The following is a 26,578-nucleotide window of genomic DNA, read 5'->3' as shown; positions in this document are numbered from 1 at the left end:
AGATTTCAATCTTCGTCATGGATAAACTCGAACAGTTTCTGACTCGTGCTGAGGCTTTGCTCGGCCGCCTGGAAGCCGTGCTTCCGCCCTCAACGCCCGAGGTCGACTGGTCGGCGGCGGTCGCATTTCGCTGGCGCACGCGCCAGGGTCGCGGCTACCTGCAACCGGTTCCGGCCATCTCGGACATCACGCTCGACGACCTGCAGAACATCGACCGCCAGAAAGGTCTGATCGAGCAGAACACGCGCCAGTTCGTGAACAGGCAGCCGGCCAACAACGTGCTGCTGACGGGCGCGCGCGGTACCGGCAAGTCGTCGCTCATCAAGGCCTGCCTGAATGCGTACGCCAAAGACGGGCTGCGGCTCATTGAAGTGGATAAGGACGACCTGCACGATCTGGGCGATATCGTCGATCTGATCTCGCAGCGTCCGGAGCGCTTTGTCGTGTTCTGCGACGACCTGTCGTTCGAAGACGGCGAGTCGGGCTACAAGGCGCTGAAGGTGGCGCTCGACGGCTCGGTGGCCGCGCAATCCGACAACGTGGTGATCTACGCGACGTCGAACCGGCGCCATCTGCTGCCGGAGTACATGAGCGACAACGAGACGTACAAGCACACGTCCGATGGCGAGATTCATCCCGGCGAAGTAGTCGAAGAGAAGATCTCGCTGTCCGAGCGCTTCGGCCTGTGGGTCAGCTTCTATCCGTTCAAGCAGGACGATTATCTGACGATCGTCGGGCACTGGCTGCAGCATTTCGGCTGCGATGCCGCGGAGATCGAGGCGGCACGCGGGGACGCGCTTGTGTGGGCGCTCGAGCGCGGTTCGCGCTCGGGACGCGTGGCGTGGCAGTTTGCCCGCGACCGCTCCGGCCGGAAGTCGCAGGCATGACGGACTCCGCGACCCCTGTCAGCCGCGCGGCGAATCCGGACGGGCGTCCGGTCACTGAGGTGGCCGTGGGCGTGCTAGTGCAGCCGGATGGCCGCTATCTGCTCGCCCAACGGCCCGTCGGCAAGCCTTACGAAGGGTATTGGGAATTTCCGGGCGGCAAGCTGGAGCCCGGCGAGTCGGTCGAGGCGGCGCTGGCGCGTGAACTGCACGAGGAGTTGGGAATCGAGGTCAAGGCGAGCCACCGTTGGCATACGCTGGAGCACGATTACCCGCATGCTTATGTGCGGCTCTACTTCTGCAAGGTAACGCAGTGGAGCGGTGATCCGCACGGGCGCGAAGGTCAGGCGTTTGTCTGGCAATCGCTGCCAACCGAGGTTTCGCCATTATTGCCGGCGACCATTCCGGTGCTCGAGTGGCTCGCTGCTGAATAGCAGGGTCGAGCCGCGCCTAATGCGGGTTGTAATCGCCGCTCGGCTCGTCGTCGGACGGCGCTTCTTCGTCTGTGCCGCCAATCTTGTACTTCTCAGCGGCCCAAGCGCCGAGGTCAATCTGCTTGCAGCGCTCGGAACAGAAGGGGCGGAAGCGGTTCTCGGGTGTCCAGCGGACATCCTTCGCGCACGTTGGGCATTTAACGACAGTGATCATTCGGTCAGGCAGTCAATCGTAAACGGGACAAGTCTCTAATATAGGGGCATTTTCGCTGCTTGAAAGGCGCAGCCCCGCCATGGCGTAACCTGCATTACAGACTGCACAGCGTGAGCTGGAACGGAACGTCCACATCGACCGCACGCGGTCGCAGGTCGCCGTCCTGCACAGTGAAACGCACCCACAACATGTATTTGTTGGCGCTTGCCTCGGGAATCACCCGCAATTCCGGCGGGACACGCACCTGCATCAACTGATACGACCGACCCGACAGCATCTGCTGGTAGCTGCCCTGCATCGCCATTACCTTCGAGGCCTGACCCGATTCGCGCGCAAGACGCAAGACGATCGTGGCGGCATCGCGCAACGGCAAGAGCGGCGTTACCCACTTGGCGATATCCTGACGGCGCTGGTCCGGATGCGTCTGTTGCCAGGCATAGTATGACGGCAGGTCGAACTTGCAGGTGCCACCCGGGATAATCGCGCGGCTGCGGATGCTGGCCAGCCACTCGTTGTCCGCCAGATGCTGGCCCGTCTTGCCTTGCATCTGCGAGAGTCCCGAGAGGGTTTGCTCGATCTCGCCTAGCACGGCCTCTAATGCGTTCTGCTCGATGCCCGGGTTGCCGCGAAACGGCGCGAGCGTTTGCCGTTGCCGCTCCAGTTCCTTCATCAGATCCGACTTCAGATCCGCGCGACCGGCGACTTCCGAGATTTCGAACAGCGTCGTCAGCGCGACGTGGTGTTCCCTGGCATCTTCCTGAGTCAGAAAGAACGTGAAGCGCTCGAACAGGTCTTCAAGGCGCAACAGCGTCCGGATTCGCTCGTTGAAGGGATACTCGTAAAGGATCAAGCGGGCTCGCCTCGGGCGTGGTCGGTGACGGGAATGCAGAACATTCTAATGCCGTGAGACTACCCTAGCAATCACACACTTTTCTGGTGCGCTTTCGCAAGTTTTTTCGCTTGTTTCGCATCTGTTTGAGTGCGATGCCCGCGCTTCATTGAGATAGTAGGGCAAGCTGCCTTCGTGTTCTCGCGGACGGTGCCGAGGTCTCACGCACCGGCCAGCGACAAATACAGGCTATGTTGCGCCTCGACCTGCGCGTCGAGTCCCTCTACCGAGGCATTCTCGTTGACGATCACATCGTCCGCCGCGGCAAGACGCGCTTCACGGGTCGCCTGACGGGCGATGATCGCCAGAACCTGCTCGCGGCTGAAGGCGTTGCGGTGCATGACCCGTGCGATCTGCGTCTCGACGCTGCAGTCCACCGTCAGGACCCGGTCCACGCGCGTTTTCCAGGTGCCCGACTCGACCAGCAACGGAACTACCAGCATCACATACGGGCCGCTGGCCTCATGTCTTGCACGCTCGGTTTCGGTTCGGATCAGCGGGTGCGTGATGGCTTCGAGACGCTTGCGCGCGCCTTCGTCGCTGAAGATCAAGGTGCGCATGCGGGCGCGGTCGAGCGAACCGTCCGGCGCGACGAACGAGGCACCGAACTCAGTGGCGATCTTCGGCATCGCGACGCCATGCGGTGCAGTGATCCGATGGGCGATCAGGTCGGTGTCGACGATTGCCGCACCGCGCGCAGCGAACAGGTCGGCGACGGTTGACTTGCCGCTACCGATGCCGCCTGTCAGGCCTACAGAAAACATGCGTCAGCCTCCGAGTGTGAGATAGAGGGGCGTCCCCAGAAATAGCGTAATAGCGCCGCCTGCTGCGAGGAAAGGACCGAATGGCAGCGGCTCCTCGAAGCGCATGCGGCCGCGCCAGGTTGCCGCGAGGCCGACGACCGCCCCGGCGACCGCAGCGATCAGCACGATCTGCGGCAACGCGGCCCAGCCGAGCCATGCGCCGAGCGCGGCGAGCAGCTTGAAGTCCCCATAACCCATTCCTTCGACGCCACGTACGAGCTTGAACAGCCAGTGCACTACCCAGAGTACAAGATAGCCCGCAATCGCGCCCGCCACTGCGGCGTGCAAGCTTGCGAACATGCCGTTGAAATTGACGATCAGGCCGGCCCATAACAGCGGCAGCGTTAGCGAGTCGGGAAGCAGATGCGTGTCGATGTCGATGGCGCTCATCGCCAGCAAGGCCGCGCACAGGCCGAATGCGGCCAGCGCCATGGCGCTTGGGCCGAACACGGCAAGCGCACCCGCGGCGCACGCGGCGCTGGCGATCTCAAGCAACGGATAGCGTGCCGAGACAGGTGTCTTGCATGCGGAGCATCGTCCACGCAGCAAGAGGTAACTCAGCACAGGGATGTTTTCCCAGGCGCGCAGGACGTGGCCACAGTGCGGGCACGCACTGCGCGGCAGCCACAGGTTATAGCGCGCCGGCAGGCCGTCGTCTTCGAGCGGCTGCTCGATTGCTTCGCTGACCTCTTGGCGCCACGCGCGTTCGAGCATGATGGGCAGCCGATGAGCGACCACGCTCAGAAAGCTGCCGATCACCAGACCGAACACGATTGCAAACGCAATCTGCACGCTGGCCGGCAAGCCGCCGAAGGTGGCGCCAAGGCCGGCTGTGACGTGACCATGAAGTGCGCTGAAGGAAGTTTCTGACACGAGTGCGTGGGTAGTCGGCATGGCGAAAAAGTTAGATTCGGCTGCGATGCTACACCACGTTGCCGAGTTGAATAATGGGAAGATACATCGCGATGACGAGGCCGCCGACGAGCGTCCCGAGCACGATGATGACCAGTGGCTCGCAGAGGCTTGCCAGTGTGCCGATCGTTTCGTCAACCTGACGATCGCTGAGCGATGCCACGTCGATCAGCATGGTATCCAATGCACCGGACTCCTCTGCGACGGCAACGGGCTGAACGACCTCGGCCGGAAAGCAACGCGCTGCACGCATTGCGGCGGCGAGCCGTTCGCCGCGCCGCAGGCGGGCGGCGATGTCGACGGTGGCACGATCGAAGTAGGCGTTGCCGGTGGCTTGGGTGAGCGAGTCGAATGCATCGGCGAGCGGCGTACCGGCTGACAGCAGCGTGCCGAGCGCGCGGCTCCAGCGCGCAGCGCACAACGTCGCGAGGAGCGTGCCCGCGACCGGCAAGCACAGCGACAGGCGGGCAACCGCTACGCGCGCCGCGTCCGAGCGGCGCAGCAGGTAAGCCACGGCAAAGCCGGCACACACCGTCAATGCGAGCGCCGGCACGCTCCAGCGCGCAGCGGCGCCCGATAGCGCTATCACGATTTGTGTCGGCGCTGGCAAGCGGGCGCCGAAGCCGTCGAAGATCTGTTTGAACGTTGGCACAACCCAGATCAGCAGTGCAGCAGTGATGGCGAGTGCCAGCAGCAGGATCGCGACGGGATAGGTGAGGGCGGCCTTGACCTTGGCGCGCTGCGCGGCGCCGCGCTCGCGGTCGTCGGAGATGCGAGCCAGCACCGCTGGGAGCGCGCCTGCCGCTTCGCCGACCGCAACCAACTGGCAATAGAGCGCATTGAACTGCGCCGGATGCCGCGCCAGCGCCGCCGAGAAACTCAGCCCGCTAGTGATGTCGCGCGCCAGTGCGCCGACGATGCGCGACATGCCGCGCTGGCGTGGCGCAGGTGCTTGCGCCAGTAGCTCAAGCGAGGGCGCGAGTGGCAAGCCGGCGCGCAGAAGACTGGCTAGTTGGCGCGTGAAGCGCGTGACCTCCGAGGCGCGTGCGTGGGGACGTGGCGCAGGTCCACGTGCCGTGAGTTCGATGATGAACAGATTGTCGCGTTTGAGCATGGCTCGCACGGCAGCCGCATCCGCCGCAATCAACGTGCCGTTGCGCTGCGTACCCGTTGCATCGACGCCGCGCCATGCAAAACGCATGTCGCTCGCTTCCGTTTCCGTGGCCCTGATGGTCATGCGACCTCTGTGGCGCTGAGTGCCTCGGCGAGACTGGTCGTGCCGTCACGCACACGCGCCAACGCAGCGTCGCGCAGCGTGCTCACGCGCTCGGCCTGGGCCGTCCGCGCGAGCGCGTGAGTGCCTGCGTTCGCGACAATCAGTTCGCGCATCGCGTCCGATACCGGCATGATCTGGTGGATGCCGACGCGCCCGCAGTAGCCGATGCCGTGACACGCGTCGCAACCCGACGCTGTGTAGGGATGCCAACCGTCGAATTGATCGTCGGCAAAGCCCGCCGCGCGTAGCGCCGCTGCCGATTGCGGCGCTGGTGCCCGGCAGTTGATGCATAGCCGCCGCACGAGCCGTTGCGCGGTGACCATGCGCAGCGCCGCAGCAAGGTTATAGGGCTCGACGCCGATATCGATCAGGCGCGCGATGGCGGCGGGCGCGTCGTTGGTGTGAAGTGTGGAGAGCACCAGGTGGCCGGTTTGCGCTGCCTTGACCGCGACGTCAGCGGTTTCTTCATCACGGATCTCGCCGACCATGATGACGTCCGGATCCTGGCGCAGAAACGCGCGCAACGCGACGGCGAAGGTGAGGCCAGCCTTCTCGCGCACGCTTACCTGATTGATGCCGGCAAGCTGGATTTCAGCCGGATCTTCGACCGAACAGAGGTTGCGCGATTCGGCGTTGAGCATTTGCAGGAAGCAGTACAGCGAGAGCGTCTTGCCGCTGCCCGTTGGACCGGTAACAAGCACCAGTCCGTGCGGCGCACTGATGGCCGCCTCGAGCGTGTCGCGCTGAGCGGGGGCGAGGCCAAGCGAATCGAGCGAAAGGGTGGCAGGCAGTGCATCCAGGCGCCGGAGCACAAGCTTTTCCCCGAACAACGTGGGCAGCGAATTCACACGATAGTCCTCGAACTTGCCCGGGGTGGTTGCGATGCGCAGGCGCCCGTCCTGCGGCACGCGCCGCTCGGCGATGTCCATGCGTGCGAGCACTTTCACGCGCGTGATGAAGGCATCGCGCAGATGGGCAGGCGGTTGTGCGATGGCATGCAGCACGCCGTCAATGCGCAGACGCATGCGCCAACCATGTTCGGCTGGCTCGATATGAAGGTCCGACGCGTTGCGCCGTGTGGCTTCCCGCAGCGTGTCGCTCAGCAGGCGGACTGCGGGGGTGTTGTCGGCCTCGGCGAGGCTCGCTACTGTGTCGCGGCGCGGCGTGTCTTCGCGGCTTGTGCTGGCGAACGGGCGGGCCGCATGCGGGGCAGATGGAGCGGGTGTGGCAGATGCAGCGGCAGACTCCGCATCGAGTGGCAGGGCACGATAGGGCGAATCCGTTGTAATCGGGTCGGCCAGACGGTAAGGAGAGCTAGCCGGTGTGGAACGGGGTGAGGTTGACATCTGAAACCGGCTAGAGCCGCCTGTAGAACATGACGACTCCATCATCCGGCAGGCTAGGCATTGCCGCCATTCGGCCGGATGGCCAGGTGTGCCACAGACAACCGAACTAGCCGAACTAGCCGAACTAGCCGAACTAGCCGAACTAGCCGGGGCACGCGCTGGTTGCCCTAAATGCGCCCCAAGCCCACCACCTCAAATCCGCTGCTTCTTGCCGCCCTTCGAACCCGAGCGCGCGCCCGGCTTGAAAATCTTGACGGTGCGGACCGCCTGGTCGTCGCTGCGCATCACTTCGAGTTTGATCCCCACGATCTGCACGCACACGTCGCCATCGGGAATTTCTTCGAGAATTTCCAGAATCAGACCGTTCAGCGTCTTCGGCCCGTCAGTAGGAAGAGTGAGCTGCAGCCAACGGTTCAACTCGCGCAGCGGCATGCTGCCGGCGACGATACACTCGCCGTTCTCGTTCCAGCCGCCACGCGAATTCGCGCTACGCGGGATCGAAGTGGTGAACTCGCCGATCAGTTCCTCGATGATGTCTTCCGGCGTGACCAGCCCCTGCAGTTCACCGTATTCGTTCACGACCAGCGCAGTTCGGTGACGACTCTCCTGGAAGTATTGCAACTGCTGAAACACGGGCGTGCCGCTCGGCACGAAATACGGTTCGGCGAGCAATTCACGCAGCGTCTCCCGTTCGAGTTCCTGGTTGTGCAGCGCCGAGAGCGTCTTGCGCACATGCAACACGCCGAGCACGCGGTCGATGTCGCCCTGATAGACGATCAGCTTGTTGTGATAGCAGGTTTCGAGCTGATGCAGGATTTGCTCGAACGGCGCGTCGAAGTCGAGCGCCTCGATCCGGCGGCGCGGAATCATCACGTCGTCGACAGAGATGTTTTCCAGATCGAACAGGTTCAGCAGGATGCTGCGGTGCTTGGTCGGCATGAAGCTGCCGGACTCGAGGACGATGGTGCGCAGTTCCTCGGTCGAAAGACGCTGGTCGTGCGCGCCCTTCGTATTGATATGCAAGATGCGCAGGATCCCGTTGGCAAACAGGTTGACGAACCAGACGATCGGCCTCGTCGCGCGCATCAGCGGGGCGATCAAAAGACTTGCCGGCAATGCGATCTTTTCCGGAAACGTCGCGCCGACAATTTTCGGCGTGATCTCCGCGAACACGATGATCAGGAACGCGACAATGCCGGTCGCAATCGACAGCACCAGATTGTTGCGGCCGAACGTATGCAGCGCAACCGAGGTGGTGAGCACCGGGATGATCGTGTTGAACAGATTGTTGCCGATCAGGATCACGCTCAGCAGCTCGTCCGTGCGTGCGAGCAGACCTTGCGTCGTCTTTGCGCCGAGCGCGCCCTGATTGGAGAGATGCTTCAGGCGGTGGCGGTTGAGCGCCATCATCGCCGTTTCGGAGATCGAAAAGAAACTGGAGCAGATAAGCAGCAGAAAAACGGCGCCTATCTGCGCCCATAAGGGTAGTTGTTCCACGTGTCGCGAACTGGTAGGGGCAGGATGGAAAGAATATAGCAGAGGGGACCGCCCCCGCCCGCCTGGGCGAAAGGCATAGGGCGGCTTGCGCCGGTCGCTCTTCTGCGGGCTTGCCAACGACGCGCGCCGCGGCGGCGAGAACAGGAAACAGGAAAGGCAGGCGAAAAAAAACCGCACAATGCTGTGCGGTTTTTTCAAAATCTGGTCGGGGTGAGAGGATTCGAACCTCCGGCCTCTACGTCCCGAACGTAGCGCTCTACCAGGCTAAGCTACACCCCGATTTATACTGCTCTGTACCCGACTTGGACTAATCTGGCATTTCAGTCTCGTTTAAGACTGTCTCGCCGTCGAGTAAGAACATAATTCTAGCAGGCTATCTTTGAAAATGGAATCCGGAAACGAAGAAATTGCTGCGGCGGCTGCCTGAGCTTCCTGTTTGGCGCATTCCAGCGTGTGATCCAGCGCGCCTGAGCGCGTGATCGCTTCGAAAATAGTCTCAAAACGATCCGTGCCACCCTGTTCGATTGCCTCGCGCGCCAGTGCCGACTGTTCCGGCGTGCCGCGCTCGATCAGATAGATAAGCGGCAGCGTGGGCTTGCCCTCGCGCAGGTCGTCGCCGGCGTTCTTGCCCATGGATTCGGCCGTACCCGTGTAGTCGAGCCAGTCGTCCATGATCTGGAAGGCCGTCCCGATGCGCCGGCCGAATTCCGCGGCGGCGGCTTCCGTGATCGCATCGGCCCCGGCCAGCACCGCACCGAGCTGGGCGGCCGCTTCGAACAGCTTGGCCGTCTTGTAGCGGATCACCTGCATGTAGCGGGCTTCGTCCACGTCGGCGTCATGCATGTTCAGCAACTGCAAGACTTCGCCTTCGGAGATGATGTTGGTCGCTTCCGAGAGGATTTCCATCACCCGCATCTTGCCGACCCCGACCATCATCTGGAATGAGCGCGAGTACAGGAAATCGCCCACCAGCACGCTCGCGGCGTTGCCGAACAGGGCGTTGGCGGTCTGACGGCCGCGCCGCAGATCGGATTCGTCGACCACATCATCGTGCAGCAGGGTGGCCGTGTGGATGAATTCGACCACCGCGGCCAGTTCGTGCCGATGCCCCGTGGTTTCGCCCAGCGCGCCGGCCACCAGCAACAGCAGCGCGGGCCGCAGGCGTTTGCCGCCGGCACTGATGATGTACTCGGAAATCTGATTGATCAGCATCACCTCGGACGCCAGGCGGTGCCGGATGACGCGATTCACCTGCTCCATGTCTTCGGCAATCGGGGCGAGCAGGCTGGCGGCGTTGGGAGAGGGGGTGGCAGTCGACGACATGATGGCTGAATTGGGTAGTGCCGCGAATTATAAGGCGAATCGCGACAGTTCCGGGCCGCAGGCTGCGTGATCGGCGCGCGGCGGCCCGGCTGGCCGGGCTCCAGGTTGCGTGGCGACGGCCGTTAACGAGTTTTGACCGCGCAGCTAACTCTATGTATAATCACGGGTTTCCGCGCGTGGTGCGTGGGGAAAATGAACACAGAGTGAGGTTCTCAATGTACGCGGTCATAAAAACCGGTGGCAAGCAGTATAAAGTTGCCGTCGGCGAAAAACTTAAAGTAGAACAGATACCGGCAGACATTGACGCTGAAATCACGCTCGACCAGGTTCTCGCAGTGGGCGAAGGCGAATCGATTAAGTTCGGTACGCCGCTGGTCAGTGGGGCTTCCGTCAAGGCTACCGTCGTGTCGCAAGGTCGTCACGCAAAAGTGACCATCTTCAAGATGCGTCGCCGGAAGCACTACCAGAAGCATGGCGGCCACCGCCAGAACTACACCGAACTGCGCATTGACGCGATCAACGCGTAAGCGCACCGGTTAAGGAGCTATCAAATGGCACACAAAAAGGCAGGCGGATCGTCACGTAACGGCCGCGACTCCGAGTCGAAGCGTCTCGGCGTGAAGGTTTACGGCGGTCAAGCCATCAACGCTGGCGGCATCATCGTGCGTCAACGCGGCACGCGTATGCACCCGGGCGAAAACGTCGGCATCGGCAAGGATCACACCTTGTTCGCGCTGACAGATGGTCACGTCCAGTTTTCGACGAAGGGCGCAGCCAAGAAGCACATGGTCAACGTAGTCCCGGCAGCAGCCTGAGTTTATTCAGGCACGGGCTTCAGGACCGGAATAAAGGCCCCGCGAAGTTAGCGGGGCCTTTTTCATTGCAGATTCATAAGCTGTATTTGTTGTCGTGAACTCGCGCGGATGGCTGATCGGTCGATTGTCCAACGCACTGCAGGCGCGGCAAAATAGCGATAAACACGGGACGGAGTTACGCATGAAGTTCATTGACGAAGCGAGGATTGAAGTCATCGCCGGCGACGGAGGGGATGGCAGCGCGTCGATGCGCCGCGAGAAGTTCGTCCCGTTCGGTGGTCCGGATGGTGGCGATGGCGGCCGCGGCGGTAGCGTCTACGCCGTGGCAGACCGCAATATCAACACGCTGATCGACTACCGCTACGCGAAGAAGCATCTGGCGCGCAACGGTGAAAATGGCCGCGGCGCGGATTGCTACGGCAAGGGCGGCGACGACATCACGCTGCGCATGCCGGTCGGCACGATTATCTCGGACATGGAAACCGGCGAACTGATCGCCGACCTGACCGAGCACAACCAGAGCGTTCTAATCGCTCAAGGCGGCGCGGGCGGCCTCGGTAACCTGCATTTCAAATCCAGTACGAACCGCGCGCCACGTCAGAAAACCGACGGCAAACCCGGTGAGCGCCGGATGGTGCGTCTCGAGTTGAAGGTGCTGGCCGATGTCGGTCTGCTCGGTATGCCAAATGCCGGCAAGTCCACCTTTATCTCGTCGGTGTCGAACGCGAAGCCAAAGATCGCCGACTACCCATTCACGACGCTCGCGCCGAATCTTGGCGTGGTGCGGGTGGGTCCGAGTCGCAGTTTCGTGATCGCCGACATTCCTGGCCTGATCGAGGGTGCGGCAGAAGGCGCGGGCCTCGGGCACCAGTTCCTGCGCCATTTGCAGCGTACCGGTCTGCTCTTGCACATTGTTGATATCGCACCGTTTGACGAGGCGGTCGATCCCGTCGCGGAAGCCAAGGCCATCGTCAACGAACTACGCAAGTACGACGAATTGCTGTTCGAGAAAACCCGTTGGCTGGTGCTGAACAAGATCGATATGGTGCCCGAAGATGAGCGCGAGGCACGCGTCTCGGCGTTCCGCGAGGGTTTCGGCGGGGACGGTCCGGTGTTCGAAATTTCGGCGCTGACCGGTCAGGGTTGCGAAGCGCTCTGCTACGCGGTGTATGACCATATTGCCGCCCATTCGGACGCGCAGCGTCAGGCCGAAGCGGAAGATCTGGCCGCAGATGTGCGTTTCCGCGAGAAGCCGGAGGGTGCGAGCTCCAACGAGCCGGCCGAGCCGCAGGAATAAGACGCATAGCTTGGGCGCCGGCGGGTCCGTCATGGGCCGCCGGCCGGCACACGCATTTTCTTGGGAGACCGCGCACAATGCGTTCCGTCATCGCAGACTCCAGGCGATTGGTAGTGAAAGTCGGGTCGAGCCTCGTCACGAATGACGGGCGTGGCCTCGATCATGCCGCGATCGGCCGCTGGGCGGCGCAGATCGCCGCGTTGCGCGCGCAGGGCAAAGAGGTTGTGCTTGTGAGTTCGGGGGCGATTGCCGAAGGTATGCAACGGCTTGGCTGGACCAAACGTCCGCGCGAAATCGACGAACTGCAGGCTGCCGCCGCGGTTGGGCAGATGGGGCTCGCGCAGGTGTATGAAAGCCGCTTCGCCGAACATTCGATCCGCACCGCGCAGATCCTGCTGACGCATGCCGATCTGGCCGACCGCGAACGTTACCTGAACGCACGCTCGACGCTACTGACGCTTCTGCGCCTGGGCGTGGTACCGATCATCAACGAGAACGACACAGTCGTCACCGACGAAATCAAGTTCGGCGACAACGACACGCTGGGCGCCTTGGTGGCGAATCTGATCGAAGGCGACGCGCTAATCATCCTCACCGATCAGCAGGGACTGTTCACCGCCGATCCGCGCAAGGACCCTTCAGCCACGCTCGTCCAGCAGGCCGACGCTGGCGCGCCAGACCTCGAGGCGATGGCTGGCGGCGCGGGCTCGAGTCTCGGCCGCGGCGGCATGCTGACCAAGATTCTGGCCGCCAAGCGCGCGGCGCATAGCGGCGCTAATACGGTGATCGCGAGTGGGCGTGAGCCTGACGTGCTGGCGCGTCTTGCCACAGGCGAGGCAATCGGCACCCAGTTGATTGCCCGCACCGCGCGGATGGCGGCGCGCAAGCAATGGATGGCCGATCATCTGCAAGTGCGCGGCCATGTGGTGATTGACGACGGCGCGGTCGAGAAGCTGACGGAAGGCGGCAAAAGCCTGCTACCGATCGGCGTGGTCGGCGTGCAGGGCGCGTTTGCACGTGGCGAGGTGATTGCCTGTTTGAGCGTGGCGGGACGCGAGGTCGCGCGCGGACTCACGAACTACAGCAGCGCCGAGGCCAAGTTGATTCAGCGTCGGCCGAGTGGCGATATTGAAGGCGTGCTCGGCTACATGCTCGAGCCCGAGCTTATCCACCGCGACAACCTCGTGCTGGTCTGATTCAGACGGCCGTTGCGAGTAAAGCACCCGCAGAAGCCACCGCAGAAACACGTGCAAAAAAGCCGTTCCAGCCAAACTGGAACGGCTTTTTCCTTTTCTTTTTCTTTCGCTGCCCCGAAAGGCGAAGCGCACCGCGCTTACCGAATCTGCGAGGCGGCTGTGCGTCGCAGGCGCATGTTCTCGAGAATCTGCTTGGCGCTGCCCGTGGGCATCCTGTTCGCGCAGAAGTAGTCCTGATAGAGCGATGCCTGGTACTCGTTCAGCGAGCCGTTTTCGATTCGTCCAAACGGGGTAGCGACTGTGTCGTCCCAGCCGTCGTGATCCGCGTTGAGGGCGGCGTACTGACGCCACTCGTAGGTATCGCAGCGAATCCCTTCGTAGTTCACGTTGTGTGCGCCGCTCGGGCTCGTCACAACCACCGTGTAGCGCACCACACCGTCGTCGCCGACCGACAGCGATTTCCCGTCGACCGCGAAGGTCAGCGGCGTATTGCCGGACACATCGAACGGAATCAGATTGGACGCCACCGGCAGCGACGGCAGCGTGTCCACCTTGTTTTCGGTCCAGTTGGACTTGCGGTCTAACAGATACGTAAACGCGCTGTCATCCTTGTTGGTGGGTTTCGGTGTGCTCGAACAACCAGCCAGCAGGGCGCCGGTGGCGGCGCACGCCACGACGAGAGCAAATGCTTTCAATATGATTTCCTCGAAACGCCGGCGCGGCAATCCATGAGCCGCACCGGCAGATGCGGCGCGGAAAGCCGCACCGGGTTTAATCGCGCAGACCTGGCTGGGTCAAGGTGCTGTCAGCAGACTCGCAGTCGGACTCAATCGTCGTGCGAATCGTAGTCTCGACCGTGACGGTCGTTACTGACACCTCCTGCAACTCCGTCGCGGTCGACACTATCCGTGGATAGCGAGGCCCGTGATGGCCGCCAGGTTTTTCCGAACGCGGCGCAGCACGGCGCAGAAAACGGGATAGTTCCGTCAACGCCAACTGATACACATCCCGCTTGAACTCGATCACACAGTCGAGTGGCACCCAATACTCGTTCCAACGCCACGCATCGAACTCTGGGTGGTCACAGGCGCGCAGACAAATGTCGCAATCGCGCCCTACCATCCGAAGCAGGAACCAGATCTGTTTCTGGCCGCGGTAGTGACCGCGTACTTCACGTTTGATGAACTTATCCGGCACCTCATAGCGCAACCAGTCGCGCGTGCGACCGATGATCTTGACATGCTCCGGAAGCAAGCCGGTTTCTTCGTGTAACTCCCGATACATCGCTTGCACGGGGGTCTCACCATACTTGATGCCCCCTTGCGGAAACTGCCAGGAATGTTCACGGAGCCGTTTGCCCCAAAACACCTCGTTGTGCGCGTTCAAGAGGATGATGCCGACGTTCGGGCGAAAGCCTTCACGATCCAGCATACAACCACCTTCGAATCCTTTAAAATTGCTTTGATTATAAACAGATAACGGGCCTGACGCACCGAATCGCACCAGATTGGAACGATTCGCCGCAAAAGGGGCGCGTTTGCGGTAGCCTGTGGGCCATCCGGCGCGGCGACACTGTGGTTGCACTGCGGTGGCAAGCGTTGCGATGGCTTCGGCCTAAGGGTTTTTCCGCAGGTTTGCCGCGCGTTCGTGACGTCTTTGTCGCGCCTTTGTCGAATTCCCCACCGTTTTCACCTTTCGGGCGGTCGCTCCGGCGCCGCCGCTTTTGGAAAATTCTGAATGAAAGCCTCCCGTTTCTTTATCGGCACCCTGAAAGAAGCCCCTGCCGACGCCGAAATCGTCAGTCACAAGCTCATGGTGCGCGCCGGCATGATCCGTCGCGTGGCCGGCGGTATCTATAACTACCTGCCTATCGGCCTGCGCTCGATCCGCAAGGTGGAAGCCATCGTGCGCGAAGAAATGAACCGGGCCGGTGCCATCGAGCTGCTGATGCCGGCGGTGCAGCCAGCCGAGTTGTGGCAGGAATCGGGGCGCTGGGAGAAATACGGGCCGGAACTGCTTCGCTTCAAAGACCGCAAGCAGACGGATTTCGTCATCGGACCGACGCACGAGGAAGTGGTCACTGATATCGCGCGTAACCAGATCAAGAGCTACCGGCAACTGCCGTTGAACTTCTATCAGATCCAGACCAAGTTCCGCGACGAGATCCGTCCGCGTTTCGGCGTGATGCGCGGCCGTGAGTTCATCATGAAAGACGCGTACTCGTTCGACAAGGACCTGGACGGTCTGAAAGAGTCGTATCGCAAGATGTACGAGGCGTACGTGCGCATCTTCACGCGCCTCGGTCTCGATTTCCGCGCAGTGGCGGCGGACAACGGTTCGATCGGCGGCAGCGGCTCGCACGAGTTCCACGTGATCGCCGATACCGGTGAAGACGCGATCGCCTATTGCCCGACTTCGGACTTCGCGGCCAACGTCGAAGCGGCCGAAGCCCTGCCGCTGACCGCACAGCGCGCCGCGCCCGCCGAAGAGATGAAAAAGACCGCCACGCCGGGTAAGGCGAAGTGCGAGGCCGTGGCCGAACTGCTTAACATCCCGCTTGAGCGCACCATCAAGTCGATCGTGCTCGCCACCGAAAACGAAGGCGCCGAGCCGACCATCTGGCTGTTGATGCTGCGCGGCGATCACGATCTGAACGAGATCAAGGCGAGCAAACAGCCGGGTCTCTCCGAGTTCCGCATGGCAACTGAAGCGGAAATCATCGAGACTTTCGGCACGCCGCCGGGCTACCTCGGTCCGATCAACACGAAGAAGCCGGTCAAGGTGATCGCGGACCGCACGGTCGCGAACATGAGCGATTTCGTGGTCGGCGCGAACGAGGTGGATTACCACATCACCGGCGTGAACTGGGGCCGCGATCTGCCGGAGCCGGTGGTGGCAGACATCCGCAATGTCCAGAAGGGCGATCCTTCGCCGGACGGCAAGGGCGTGATCGACATCTGCCGCGGCATTGAAGTGGGCCACGTGTTCCAGCTCGGCAAGAAGTATTCCGAAGCCATGAACGCCACCATTCTGGATGAGACGGGCAAGTCGCAGAACATGGAAATGGGCTGCTACGGCATTGGCGTCACGCGTATTCTCGGCGCGGCGATCGAACAGAATTTCGACGACAAAGGCATCATCTGGCCGGAAGCGATCGCACCGTTTGAAGTCGTGCTGTGCCCGATGGGCTATGACCGCAGCGAAGCCGTGCGCGAGCAGGCCGACAAGCTCTACGCGGAACTGGTCGCGGCTGGCGTCGACGTGATTCTCGACGATCGCGGCGAGCGCCCGGGCGTGATGTTCGCCGACTGGGAACTGATCGGCGTGCCGCACCGTCTGGTGATTGGCGACCGCGGCCTGAAGGAAGGCAAGATCGAGTATCAGGGCCGCCGCGACACCGAGGCGACGCTGCTGCCGGTCGAAGGCGCGGTGCAAGCGGTGACGGAGAAGGTTCGCGCAGCACTGGCGCACTAAGCGGAGCGGACGGTGGAGTACACCTTCCTGTCTGCGACCGTCCTGCTGATTCTGATTACCGACCCGCTAGGCAACATTCCGCTGTTCGTCAGTTGCCTGCGCGGGGTGGCGCCCAAGCGGCGTGCGGTGGTCATTCTCCGCGAGGTGGCGATCGCCTTCGTGATCCTGCTGGCGTTCATGGTGAGCGGCGAACGCTTTCTGCGGATGATGAACCTGACCGACCAGTCTTTGCGGATCGGCGGTGGAATCGTTCTGTTTTTGATCGCGCTCAGGATGGTCTTCCCGCACCCGGACGGTCCGTTGGGCGGCGACACACGCGGCGGCGAGCCGCTGATAGTGCCGCTCGCCATCCCCGCGCTGGCGGGCCCCTCGGCGCTAGCGACGGTGATGCTGTTGACCTCCCAGGCGCCCGGCAAGATGCTCGAGTGGGTCGGCGCACTGTCGGTCACGATGATCGTCTGCGCGATCGTGCTGATGCTGGCGGAGCGGATTCAGAGCTGGCTCGGCGAGCGCGCGATGATGGCGTTCGAGAGGTTGATGGGACTGGTGCTGGTGGCGATCTCGGTCGAGATGATGCTCGGTGGCATCCGGTCTTTCGTGCATCAACTGTGAGTTGTGCGGTTGCCGCGCGTCTCAAAGCGGGCAACAAAGGCACGCAACAAAGGCACGCAACAAAGGCACGCAACAAAGGCACGCAACAACGCGCGCTACATGAGCGCGCGCTTTGGCAAACAAAAAAGCGGCCCGATATGTAGGCCGCTTTTTTTCTGCGCGCTGATCGATGCAGCCGCGCCTTAACCGCAGTCGTCGCAGCCGCTCACGCTCCGTCGGTCAACGCACGAATCGTAGGCAGGTTGCGCCAGTATCCCTTCGCATCCATCCCGCACCCGAACACATAGCGGTCCGGTACCTCGAAGCCGCAGAAGTCCGGGCGCAGCGGCTTGGCCTTCGGAATGATCTTCTCGCACAGCACCGCGCTCATGAAGCGCTTCGCGCCCATATCGAGGATGCGGTCACGGATCGCGGCCATCGTCTCGCCTTCGTCGAGGATGTCGTCGAGCACCAGCACGACACGATCCTTCACCGATTCGGCTGGCGCCACGCGCCACTGCATCTCACTGCCGCCCTTGGTGGTGTTGCGATAGCGGGTGAGGTGGATGTAGTCGAACTCGAGCGGGAAATCGAGGTGCGGCAACAGCATGCCGGTGAACACCGCCGCGCCGCCCATCACTGACAGTACGAGCGGAAACTCCTCGCTCATTTCGGCAGCGATGGCTGCGGCCATTCCGCTAATCGACGCGTTGACGTCCTGGGCCGAAACGATTTCTTCGGAGTGGCGGAATATGTGGAGAGCTTCTTCGCGATTCATGACGTCTGGCGGGCGGTAGCTGTATACATTAGTGTAAAAGAGAACAACGGCTAGAACGACGGCGCGCGCTACAGCATATACCCGTGCGTCCCGAAACGCGCGCCCTGGTCGTACAGACGATCCGGCGGACCCGGATTATCCAGCCCCGGGTCATCAGACCCAAGGCTAGGAGCGGGCTCTAGCGCATGCCGGGCAGCATGCCCTTCATGCCGCGCATCATCTTCTGCAGGTTGCCGCCCTTCAACTTCTTCATCATTGTGCGCATCTGCTCGTACTGATTCAGCATCCGGTTGACCTCCTGCACCTGCACGCCGGCGCCTGCTGCAATGCGGCGCTTGCGGGTGGCCTTGATCAGTTCCGGCTTGGCGCGCTCGGCGGGTGTCATCGAATTGATGATGCCCTCCATGCGGCGCATCTGCGATTCGGCCATGCCCATGTTGGCGCCGGCTGCGGCCTGCTGGAACTGCGCGGGCAGCTTGTCCATCAGCGACGACAGGCCGCCCATGCTCTTCATCTGCGTGAGCTGCGCGCGGAAATCGTTGAGGTCGAAGTCGCCGCCTTTCTTGACCTTGTTAGCGAGCTTCTGCGCGGCTTCTACGTCGACGCCGCGCTGCGCTTCTTCGACGAGGGCGAGAATGTCGCCCATGCCGAGAATCCGGTTCGCCATCCGGTCCGGATAGAAAATCTCGAGGCCGTCGAGCTTTTCCGCGACGCCGACGAACTTGATCGGCTTGCCGGTCACGTGACGCACCGACAGCGCCGCACCGCCGCGCGAGTCGCCGTCGAGCTTGGTGAGCACCACGCCGGTGAGCGGCAACGCGTCGCTAAACGCCTTCGCGGTGTTGACCGCGTCCTGACCGAGCATGGCGTCGACCACGAACAGTGTTTCCGACGGCTTCAACTCGCTGTGCAGCGCGGCGATTTCCTGCATCATCGCTTCGTCGATACCGAGACGGCCGGCCGTGTCGACCAGCAGCACGTCGTGATAGTGGCGTTTGGCCCAGTCCACTGCGGCACGCGCGATATCCACCGGCTTTTGATCCGGCTCGGACGGGAAGAAGTCGGCGCCGACCTGCTCGGTCACCGTCTTCAACTGCGCAATAGCAGCAGGGCGGTAGACGTCGCAAGAAACGGTAAGCACCTTTTTCTTGTACTTCTCGCGTAAGAGCTTGGCGAGTTTGCCGACCGTGGTGGTCTTGCCGGCGCCCTGCAGACCCGCCATCAGGATGACGGCCGGCGGCGTAACGGCGAGATTCAGTTCGACCGCTTTGCCTTCGTAGTCGCCGCCTATGATCGCGGTCAGCTCGCGCTGCACCACGCCAACCAGCGCCTGACCCGGCGACAGGCTGCTGATGACTTCCTCGCCGAGGGCCTTTTCCTTCACCTTGGCGATGAATTCGCGCACGACGGGCAGCGCCACGTCGGCCTCGAGGAGCGCGAGGCGCACTTCGCGCAGCATCTCCTGGGTGTTCGCCTCGGTGAGCCGGGCTTCGCCGCGCAGCGTCTTGACGACGCGCGCCATCCGTTGAGTCAGATTGTCGAGCATGGGGAGCGATGAACAGTGCGGCCGGAGTACGGCGCGAAGCGGGACACGTCGCGGAACTGGGGCCTAGTGTAAACTTCGAATATGGATATTGTACTGTATGCCCTCACTGCGCTCCTGTACGGCGGTCTCGCCGTCGCGGGCTGGCGCTCGCACCGGCAGACCGCGTTGCGCCCGGTGCTCGAAAGCGTGCCGGCTGTGCCGGCCGTGGCCAGCGCGCCGGCGGTCTCGGCGTTCGGCGCGCCGGGTCGGCTGCTGCTGTTTGTCGCACTGCTCACGCACGGTGTGCTGCTGCACACCACGATCTTCCCGCAGAACGCCATGGTGTTCGGTTTTGCGTTCGCGCTCTCCGCGATGTTCTGGCTTGGCGCCGGCATCTACTGGATCGAGAGCTTTTTCTTTCCGCTCGACGGTCTGCAACTGCTGGTGCTGCCGCTCGCCTGCGTCGCTTCGCTACTGCCGCTTGGCTTCGGCGGGGTGCACGTGCTGTCATATGCGGCCGCCCCGATGTTCGAGCTGCACTTTGTGATCGCGAACGTCGCCTATGGCCTCTTTGCGATTGCCGCGTTGCACGCGGTGCTGATGCTGCTGGTCGAGCGGCGACTGCATGCCATGCGCGGCGGCGTGCTGCAGCGGCAGGGCGCCGCAGCGGGGAACGGCTGGCTGTCGAGCTGGCTCGATACACTGCCGCCGCTGCTCACGCTGGAGAAGCTGCTGTTCCGCCTGATCAGCGCGGGCTTCGTGCTGCTCACGCTGACCTTGCTCTCGGGCATCCTGTTCAGCGAGCAACTGATCGACCGCGCGCTGCGGCTCGATCACAAGACCGTGTTCGCGATTCTTTCGTGGTTGATGTTTGGTGCGCTCCTGACCGCTCGCAAGGTGTCAGGCTGGCGCGGCCGCGCGGCGTTGCGCTGGGTGCTGGCGTCGTTTGTGGCGCTGCTGCTCGCCTACGTCGGCAGCCGTTTCGTTTTCGAGGTGCTGCTGCACCGCCCTGTGGTGTGATCGTTCCATGCGACAAATTTTTCTGTTGATCCTGTTGTTCGTCGTCGGCCAATGGCTGGTGAAGGCGCTGCGTCGTGCAGACGCGCACAACTCGCAACGCACCGGCGCCGGCGGTGGTCCTGCCGGCGGCCGTGCCGCTGGCAACGGTGTGGGTACAGCAGCGGGCAACGGTGCGCAAGGCCGCGCATCCAAAGCGCCGCAGCTCCCTGAGCCGATGATCCGTTGCGTCGAGTGCGGCGTGCACGCGCCGGCGAGCGATTCCGTGGTCGTTGCCGGTGAGCCGTTCTGCTGCACGGCTCACGCGCAGCGTCATGCCACGCGACCGACGGGCCGCGACGCCCGATGAGCGTGGGCTTCACTGTCGATGAACAAGGTTGGGTGCCGAACGCGCGCAAGCTGCCGTCGCCGAACTTCGAAGCTCGTCCCGAAGGTACGGTGCCGAGCCTGATCGTGGTCCACAACATGAGTCTGCCGCCAGGTCAGTTCGGCGGTACGGCGATTGCTGAACTGTTCCAGAACCGTCTCGATTGCGATGCTCACCCGTACTACGACACGCATCTGCGTGGCGTGCGGGTGTCGGCGCATTTCGTGATCCATCGCGACGGCGAGCTCGAGCAATACGTCTCGTGCGATCAGCGTGCGTGGCATGCGGGTGCATCGAATTTCCAGGGCCGTGAGCGCTGCAACGATTTTTCAATCGGCATCGAGCTGGAAGGCAGTGACACGACCGCTTTCGAAGCGGTGCAATACGAAGTCCTGGGCGCGCTTGTGAAGGCGCTGACAGCCCGCTATCCGATCGACGCACTGGCGGGACACTCGGACATCGCGCCGGGTCGTAAGACCGATCCTGGGCCACATTTCGAGTGGCCTCGTCTGCAGCGCGACACCGCGCTCGCGGATCAGTACTTCCCCTATCTAAAGTTTTCCAAAACGCTGTAACGACCCCTTCCACGAGTTCGCGTGATGCGTGGAGAACGAGGCGCTGCCTTGTTCTCCGGGGAGTCGGCTTCGCGCCGCGCTATGCAGATGTCAAGCCTTCGAGCGCAAATAAATCGATTTGACCTGTCTCGAATCTCCACTATACTTGGTGCCACGAATTCGGTTTTCCACTATATGTTGTGTTGTGTTGTGCATAACGTGTGAATAACCGAGTGCATAAGTCGGTGTATAAGTCGGCGGCGCCCCGCTCTGCGAGCATGGCGCCGCAAGCATTACAGCTGGCAAAAAAAATAATCCTGCGGCGCAGCTGGTAGAGAGAACCGGCAGCATCCAGAAACATTCAGGAAAGGGGCTTAGCAAGTGATCGCGACACAGACGACGAAGACCATTCACAAATCAAACCTGGCTTCATCGTTGTCGCATCCCGCCACCCGGCTCAGCCGGTCTCTTTCCTGCACCCTATCGCTTGCGCTCGCGCCGGCGCAGCGTTCGTACTAATCCGCGAATTCTCTTCGCACACTTCCAGGACCAGGAGCTTTGCATATGCAAACCACCGATAACGTGACGACCCGGTACGAGGGCGCATCCACTGGCCAAACCTTCGGCCAGGCACCCGGCGCACAAGCGCTCGCGTCGCAAACGACCTACGCCGACTACAAGGTGATCCGCCGCAACGGCAGCGTGGTGTCGTTCGAGCCGTCGAAGATCGCCATCGCCGTGACCAAGGCCTTCCTGGCCGTCAACGGTGGTCAGGGCGCGGCGTCGGCTCGCGTGCGCGAACTGGTCGAGCAACTCACGCAAAGCGTGGTGCGCGCGCTGCTGCGCAGCCGCCCGAACGGCGGCACCTTCCATATTGAAGACATCCAGGACCAGGTCGAACTCGCATTGATGCGCGGCGGCGAGCACAACGTCGCTCGTGCGTACGTGCTGTATCGCGAGAAGCGCACACAGGAACGTAGCCATGACGCGGTTGAAGCGCCGAACGGCTCGCTTGGCCTGACCGTCACCGACGGCGGCGTGACGCGTCCGCTGGATATGGTGGCGCTGCGCGGCATCATCGATTCCGCCTGTGCCAACCTGGGCGACGCTGTGAGCGCCGAGCCGATCGTCGCAGAAACGGTGAAGAACCTGTACGACGGCGTGCCGATGAGCCAGGTCTACGACTCGGCCATCCTCGCTGCACGCACGATGATCGAAAAGGACCCGGCGTACAGCCAGGTCACCGCACGCATCCTGCTGCACACGATCCGCCGCGAGATCCTCGAAGAGGAAGTGACGCAAGGCGAAATGGGCGCGCGTTATGCCGAGTACTTCCCGACCTTCATCAAGCGCGGCGTGCAAGCCGAGCTGCTCGACGAGAAGCTGCAACAGTACGACCTGAAGCGTCTGGGCGCTGCGCTCGACGCCGACCGCGACCTGCAGTTCGGCTACCTTGGCCTGCAAACGCTGTACGACCGTTACTTCCTGCATCACGACGGCGTGCGGATCGAAATGCCCCAGGCATTCTTTATGCGTGTGGCAATGGGCCTGGCACTCAACGAGATCGACCGCGAAGCACGCGCTATTGAGTTCTACAACGTGCTGTCGAGCTTCGACTTCATGTCGTCCACGCCGACGCTGTTCAACTCGGGCACGCGCCGCTCGCAACTGTCGTCGTGCTACCTGACGACGGTCGACGACGACCTCGACGGCATCTACGAAGCCCTCAAGGAAAACGCGCTGCTGTCGAAGTTCGCCGGCGGTCTGGGCAACGACTGGACGCGCGTGCGTGCGCTCGGCTCGCACATCAAGGGCACCAATGGCAAGTCGCAAGGCGTCGTGCCGTTCCTGAAGGTGGTCAACGACACGGCAGTGGCCGTGAACCAGGGCGGCAAGCGCAAGGGCGCGGTGTGCGCATACCTGGAGTCGTGGCACCTGGACATCGAGGAATTCCTCGAGCTGCGCAAGAACACCGGTGACGACCGTCGCCGCACCCACGACATGAACACGGCGAACTGGATTCCCGACCTGTTCATGAAGCGCGTGCACGAAGGCGGCGAATGGACGCTGTTCTCGCCGTCCACCTGCCCGGATCTGCACGACAAGTTCGGCGCCGAGTTCGAAGCAGCTTACACAGCTTACGAAGACAAGGTCGCGCGCGGCGAGATCAAGCTGTTCAAGAAGATCCCGGCGGCGCAACTGTGGCGCAAGATGCTCGGCATGCTGTTCGAAACCGGCCATCCGTGGATCACGTTCAAGGATCCGTGCAACATCCGTTCGCCGCAGCAGCACGTGGGCGTCGTCCACTCGTCGAACCTGTGCACGGAAATCACGCTGAACACCAGTGACGCCGAAATCGCCGTCTGCAACCTGGGTTCGGTGAACCTCGTCGCCCACCTGAAGGAACAGGCTGACGGCACGCTGGTGCTCGATCACGACAAGCTCAAGCGCACCGTCAGCGTGGCGATGCGCATGCTCGACAATGTGATCGACATCAACTATTACGCAGTCGCCAAGGCACGTAACTCGAACCTGAAGCACCGTCCGGTCGGCATGGGCATCATGGGCTTCCAGGACTGCCTGCACCTGCTGCGCACGCCGTACGCGTCGGAAGAAGCGGTCAAGTTTGCTGATACGTCGATGGAAGCGGTCTGCTATTACGCCTACTACGCGTCGACCGAGCTGGCCGAAGAGCGTGGCCGTTACTCGAGCTACCGCGGCTCGCTGTGGGATCGCGGCATCCTCCCGCAAGACACGCTGAAGCTGCTGGCCGAAGCGCGCGGTGGCTACGTCGAAGTGGATTCGAGCGAGTCGATGGACTGGACGGAGCTGCGTGCGCGCATCGCCACCCACGGCATGCGTAACTCGAACTGCGTGGCGATCGCGCCGACGGCGACGATCTCCAACATCATCGGCGTGTCGGCTTGCATCGAACCGACCTTCCAGAACCTGTATGTGAAGTCGAACCTGTCGGGCGAGTTCACGGTGGTCAACGACTACCTGGTGCGCGACCTGAAGGCGCGGGGCCTGTGGGACGAAGTGATGGTCGCCGACCTGAAGTACTTCGACGGCACGCTCTCGCGCATCGACCGCATCCCGGCCGACCTGCGCGCGATCTACGCCACGGCGTTCGAAGTCGACGCAACGTGGCTGGTCGAAGCGGCCTCGCGTCGTCAGAAGTGGATCGACCAGGCGCAGTCGCTGAACATCTACATGGGCGGCGCGTCGGGCAAGAAGCTCGACGAGGTCTACAAGCTCGCCTGGTTGCGTGGCCTGAAGACCACGTACTACCTCCGCACGATGGCGGCGACACACGTCGAGAAGTCGACGGTGGCACACGGCGCGCTGAACGCGGTGAGCTCGGGTGGCAGCGAAGGCTCGGGTGGTGCGGGTGGTGTCGGCGGCGGAGCGGCAGGCGGCTTCGGCATTGCTGGTGGCGCTTCGTCGGGTGGTCTGCAAGCTGCAGCAGCAGCGCCGGCGGTTGCCGTCGAAGCGGCTCCGGAAGCAGATGGTCCGGTGTGCATGATGCGTCCGGGTGACCCGGGCTTCGACGAGTGCGAGGCTTGCCAGTAACAGTTGAATGTCGATGCCTGGCGTTCGTCAGGCATCGACCGGGCACTTGCCTTGCGCGGGTTCGTTTGTTTCCGGCTGGTAGTTACCCGGGCAAAGCGAAGCAGCAAGCAGCAGGAACAAGCAGCAACAAACTGCAACACGCACTAGCAGACCACACGAAGCGCTCGACATGAAGCGCTCAGCATGCGAGCGACGCAAGCTCGCCCGGTCTCACAGGTCATTGAACTTCGCCTCGCTCGTGCTGACGAAACAGCAACAGCCAAGGCGACGCAAGAGAAGCCGGCAACACAGTTTGCAGTGCATCGAAATCACTTTGATTCGATGCGCTCTCGAGACAACGAAGCACTTCTTCAACACATGTTTTGGTCACCTCGCATGAGGCATCAGAGACAGTCTGTTGACCAAAGTGTTGTATGAAGGTCGCAACGCGAATCGAAAACAGGATTTTTCATCAGCGAACTCTTTTAACGCTCGTGAAAAGATGGTACAAACCGTTCTAAATTGATGGTGACATTTATGCTCAACTGGGATGACGAGATCACTGCCGTAACTCCCGCGAGCGCTACGCAACTGAATGAGTTGCGCAACGCTTCGGGATCGGCTGTCGGTACGCAAGTCGGAACGCGTCCCGCTCCTCACGCTCCCTCGGCTCAGGAAATCTTCGTGAACGACATCGCTGTCGCTCCCGTTGCCGCCCGTGCCGCTACCCAATCTGCCGCTCAAGGAACCGCTGCCGCACCGGCCGCCGTCTCCGAAGCGCGCGTGAATGTCGCCGACAAGCGCATCATCAACGGCCAGACTGACGTCAATCAACTGGTGCCGTTCAAGTACAAGTGGGCGTGGGAGAAGTATCTGTCCGGTTGCGCGAACCACTGGATGCCGCAGGAAATCAACATGTCCCGCGACATCGCGCTGTGGAAAGACCCGAACGGGCTGACCGAAGACGAGCGCCGCATCGTCAAGCGCAACCTCGGCTTCTTCGTGACGGCCGACTCCCTCGCCGCCAACAACATCGTGCTGGGCACCTACCGCCACATCACGGCGCCCGAATGCCGCCAGTTCCTGCTGCGCCAGGCGTTCGAAGAGGCGATCCACACGCACGCGTACCAGTACATCGTCGAATCGCTGGGCCTCGACGAAGGTGAGATCTTCAACGCGTACCACGAGGTTTCCTCGATCCGCGCGAAAGACGAATTCCTGATTCCGTTCATCCACACGCTGACCGACCCGGCCTTCAAGACCGGCACGCTCGAGGCAGACCAGACCCTGCTGCGCTCGCTGATCGTGTTCGCCTGTGTGATGGAAGGTCTGTTCTTCTACGTCGGCTTTACCCAAATCCTGGCGCTTGGCCGTCAGAACAAGATGACCGGCGCGGCGGAACAGTACCAATACATCCTGCGCGACGAGTCGATGCACTGCAATTTCGGTATCGACCTGATCAACCAGATCAAACTCGAAAACCCGCACTTGTGGACGGCTGAGTTCCGCGCGGAAATCCGCGAAATCTTCAAGCAAGCGGTCGACCTTGAATATCGTTACGCAGAAGACACGATGCCGCGCGGGGTGCTCGGCCTCAATGCGTCGATGTTCAAGAGCTATCTGCGCTTCATCTGCAACCGCCGTTGCCAGCAGATCGGCCTCGATCCGCTGTACCCGAACGAGGAAAACCCGTTCCCGTGGATGAGCGAGATGATCGACCTGAAGAAGGAACGCAACTTCTTCGAGACGCGAGTGATTGAATATCAGACCGGCGGCGCACTGAGCTGGGAGTAATCCCGGGTGCACTGCGGTTGAACGCAGCTGGAATGCGAAC

General features: G+C 62.2%; 25 protein-coding genes and 1 tRNA gene. 13 read left to right on the top strand and 13 right to left on the bottom strand.

The annotated features are described in order from the left end of the window. The first annotated feature begins 17 nt into the window (after nucleotides 1–17). Both P3T40_RS07045 and P3T40_RS07040 read left to right on the top strand, forming a co-directional pair. Entirely contained in the window at nucleotides 18–887 is an 870-nt protein-coding gene (locus P3T40_RS07045) for an ATP-binding protein (RefSeq protein WP_429266954.1), read from the top strand. Then, nucleotides 884–1,318: an NUDIX domain-containing protein gene (locus P3T40_RS07040; RefSeq protein WP_429266953.1), complete on the top strand. Its 435-nt coding sequence runs from the start codon at nucleotides 884–886 to the stop codon at nucleotides 1,316–1,318. Before P3T40_RS07045 ends, P3T40_RS07040 begins: the two co-directional genes overlap by 4 nt. A 16-nt stretch (nucleotides 1,319–1,334) precedes the next feature. Here the strand turns inward: P3T40_RS07040 and yacG are convergent, their stop codons facing one another. The 9 genes from yacG to P3T40_RS06995 form a co-directional block, all read right to left on the bottom strand. Next, nucleotides 1,335–1,532, bottom strand: coding sequence for a DNA gyrase inhibitor YacG (yacG, locus tag P3T40_RS07035; RefSeq protein WP_144162731.1), 198 nt, complete (start codon nucleotides 1,530–1,532; stop codon nucleotides 1,335–1,337). Between the two features lie 94 nt (nucleotides 1,533–1,626). After that, the gene (gene zapD / locus P3T40_RS07030; RefSeq protein WP_429266952.1) at nucleotides 1,627–2,382 is read right to left on the bottom strand and encodes a cell division protein ZapD; all 756 of its coding nucleotides are present in this window, start codon (nucleotides 2,380–2,382) and stop codon (nucleotides 1,627–1,629) included. 200 nt (nucleotides 2,383–2,582) lie between these two features. Further along, on the bottom strand, nucleotides 2,583–3,185 hold the full coding sequence (gene coaE / locus P3T40_RS07025; RefSeq protein ID WP_429266951.1) for a dephospho-CoA kinase: 603 nt from the start codon (nucleotides 3,183–3,185) through the stop codon (nucleotides 2,583–2,585). A 3-nt stretch (nucleotides 3,186–3,188) separates the two neighbouring features. After that, complete coding sequence (locus tag P3T40_RS07020; RefSeq protein ID WP_429266950.1) at nucleotides 3,189–4,118, bottom strand: prepilin peptidase; 930 nt, start codon at nucleotides 4,116–4,118, stop codon at nucleotides 3,189–3,191. Nucleotides 4,119–4,146: 28 nt separating this feature from the next. Next, nucleotides 4,147–5,373 (bottom strand): type II secretion system F family protein, encoded by a 1,227-nt coding sequence (locus P3T40_RS07015; protein ID WP_429266949.1) that lies wholly within the window; start codon nucleotides 5,371–5,373, stop codon nucleotides 4,147–4,149. Further along, nucleotides 5,370–6,758: a GspE/PulE family protein gene (locus P3T40_RS07010; protein WP_429266948.1), complete on the bottom strand. Its 1,389-nt coding sequence runs from the start codon at nucleotides 6,756–6,758 to the stop codon at nucleotides 5,370–5,372. The genes P3T40_RS07015 and P3T40_RS07010 overlap by 4 nt, the downstream gene beginning before the upstream one ends. A gap of 192 nt (nucleotides 6,759–6,950) precedes the next feature. Beyond that, nucleotides 6,951–8,255: an HlyC/CorC family transporter gene (locus P3T40_RS07005; RefSeq protein WP_429266947.1), complete on the bottom strand. Its 1,305-nt coding sequence runs from the start codon at nucleotides 8,253–8,255 to the stop codon at nucleotides 6,951–6,953. Nucleotides 8,256–8,457: 202 nt separating this feature from the next. After that, a tRNA-Pro gene (locus P3T40_RS07000) sits at nucleotides 8,458–8,534 on the bottom strand. A gap of 51 nt (nucleotides 8,535–8,585) precedes the next feature. Continuing rightward, complete coding sequence (locus P3T40_RS06995) at nucleotides 8,586–9,578, bottom strand: polyprenyl synthetase family protein (protein ID WP_429266946.1); 993 nt, start codon at nucleotides 9,576–9,578, stop codon at nucleotides 8,586–8,588. A 215-nt stretch (nucleotides 9,579–9,793) separates the two neighbouring features. Here P3T40_RS06995 and rplU point away from each other — a divergent pair, with 215 nt between their 5' ends. The 4 genes from rplU to proB all read left to right on the top strand — a co-directional run bounded on the left by rplU (nucleotide 9,794) and on the right by proB (nucleotide 12,886). Further along, complete coding sequence (gene rplU, locus P3T40_RS06990; RefSeq protein WP_007180329.1) at nucleotides 9,794–10,105, top strand: 50S ribosomal protein L21; 312 nt, start codon at nucleotides 9,794–9,796, stop codon at nucleotides 10,103–10,105. Nucleotides 10,106–10,129: 24 nt separating this feature from the next. After that, nucleotides 10,130–10,393, top strand: a complete 264-nt coding sequence (rpmA, locus tag P3T40_RS06985) for a 50S ribosomal protein L27 (protein ID WP_144162717.1) — start codon at nucleotides 10,130–10,132, stop codon at nucleotides 10,391–10,393. Nucleotides 10,394–10,574: 181 nt separating this feature from the next. Continuing rightward, complete coding sequence (cgtA, locus tag P3T40_RS06980) at nucleotides 10,575–11,690, top strand: Obg family GTPase CgtA (protein WP_429266945.1); 1,116 nt, start codon at nucleotides 10,575–10,577, stop codon at nucleotides 11,688–11,690. 77 nt (nucleotides 11,691–11,767) lie between these two features. Next, the gene (proB, locus tag P3T40_RS06975; RefSeq protein ID WP_429266944.1) at nucleotides 11,768–12,886 is read left to right on the top strand and encodes a glutamate 5-kinase; all 1,119 of its coding nucleotides are present in this window, start codon (nucleotides 11,768–11,770) and stop codon (nucleotides 12,884–12,886) included. 137 nt (nucleotides 12,887–13,023) lie between these two features. Here the strand turns inward: proB and P3T40_RS06970 are convergent, their stop codons facing one another. After that, nucleotides 13,024–13,581, bottom strand: a complete 558-nt coding sequence (locus P3T40_RS06970) for a CNP1-like family protein (protein ID WP_429266943.1) — start codon at nucleotides 13,579–13,581, stop codon at nucleotides 13,024–13,026. A 76-nt stretch (nucleotides 13,582–13,657) separates the two neighbouring features. Further along, nucleotides 13,658–14,317, bottom strand: a complete 660-nt coding sequence (locus P3T40_RS06965) for an RNA pyrophosphohydrolase (RefSeq protein ID WP_429266942.1) — start codon at nucleotides 14,315–14,317, stop codon at nucleotides 13,658–13,660. 306 nt (nucleotides 14,318–14,623) lie between these two features. Here P3T40_RS06965 and P3T40_RS06960 point away from each other — a divergent pair, with 306 nt between their 5' ends. Both P3T40_RS06960 and P3T40_RS06955 read left to right on the top strand, forming a co-directional pair. Beyond that, nucleotides 14,624–16,360, top strand: coding sequence for a proline--tRNA ligase (locus P3T40_RS06960; protein ID WP_429266941.1), 1,737 nt, complete (start codon nucleotides 14,624–14,626; stop codon nucleotides 16,358–16,360). A gap of 12 nt (nucleotides 16,361–16,372) precedes the next feature. After that, entirely contained in the window at nucleotides 16,373–16,972 is a 600-nt protein-coding gene (locus P3T40_RS06955; RefSeq protein ID WP_429266940.1) for a MarC family protein, read from the top strand. Nucleotides 16,973–17,177: 205 nt separating this feature from the next. Here the strand turns inward: P3T40_RS06955 and P3T40_RS06950 are convergent, their stop codons facing one another. Beyond that, nucleotides 17,178–17,729 carry a hypoxanthine-guanine phosphoribosyltransferase gene (locus P3T40_RS06950; protein WP_429266939.1) on the bottom strand — a complete coding sequence of 184 codons (552 nt, stop codon included), beginning with the start codon at nucleotides 17,727–17,729 and terminating at the stop codon, nucleotides 17,178–17,180. A gap of 178 nt (nucleotides 17,730–17,907) precedes the next feature. Beyond that, complete coding sequence (ffh, locus tag P3T40_RS06945; protein ID WP_429266938.1) at nucleotides 17,908–19,275, bottom strand: signal recognition particle protein; 1,368 nt, start codon at nucleotides 19,273–19,275, stop codon at nucleotides 17,908–17,910. Between the two features lie 81 nt (nucleotides 19,276–19,356). On the opposite strand from ffh, the gene P3T40_RS06940 reads away from it, so the two are divergent. The 5 genes from P3T40_RS06940 to P3T40_RS06920 all read left to right on the top strand — a co-directional run bounded on the left by P3T40_RS06940 (nucleotide 19,357) and on the right by P3T40_RS06920 (nucleotide 26,538). Beyond that, on the top strand, nucleotides 19,357–20,274 hold the full coding sequence (locus P3T40_RS06940) for a cytochrome C assembly family protein (RefSeq protein WP_429266937.1): 918 nt from the start codon (nucleotides 19,357–19,359) through the stop codon (nucleotides 20,272–20,274). Nucleotides 20,275–20,281: 7 nt separating this feature from the next. Continuing rightward, complete coding sequence (locus P3T40_RS06935) at nucleotides 20,282–20,620, top strand: PP0621 family protein (protein ID WP_429266936.1); 339 nt, start codon at nucleotides 20,282–20,284, stop codon at nucleotides 20,618–20,620. Beyond that, nucleotides 20,617–21,213, top strand: coding sequence for a 1,6-anhydro-N-acetylmuramyl-L-alanine amidase AmpD (gene ampD, locus P3T40_RS06930; RefSeq protein ID WP_429266935.1), 597 nt, complete (start codon nucleotides 20,617–20,619; stop codon nucleotides 21,211–21,213). The genes P3T40_RS06935 and ampD overlap by 4 nt, the downstream gene beginning before the upstream one ends. A gap of 543 nt (nucleotides 21,214–21,756) precedes the next feature. Then, the gene (locus P3T40_RS06925; protein WP_429266934.1) at nucleotides 21,757–24,765 is read left to right on the top strand and encodes a ribonucleoside-diphosphate reductase subunit alpha; all 3,009 of its coding nucleotides are present in this window, start codon (nucleotides 21,757–21,759) and stop codon (nucleotides 24,763–24,765) included. A gap of 516 nt (nucleotides 24,766–25,281) precedes the next feature. After that, nucleotides 25,282–26,538, top strand: coding sequence for a ribonucleotide-diphosphate reductase subunit beta (locus tag P3T40_RS06920; protein WP_429266933.1), 1,257 nt, complete (start codon nucleotides 25,282–25,284; stop codon nucleotides 26,536–26,538). Nucleotides 26,539–26,578 lie beyond the last annotated feature (40 nt).

The organism is Paraburkholderia sp. EB58 (assembly GCF_050436665.1).
Lineage (GTDB): Bacteria > Pseudomonadota > Gammaproteobacteria > Burkholderiales > Burkholderiaceae > Paraburkholderia.
The sequence above is the reverse complement of the archived record's forward strand: the minus strand, read 5'-3'. Positions and strand labels throughout refer to the sequence as shown.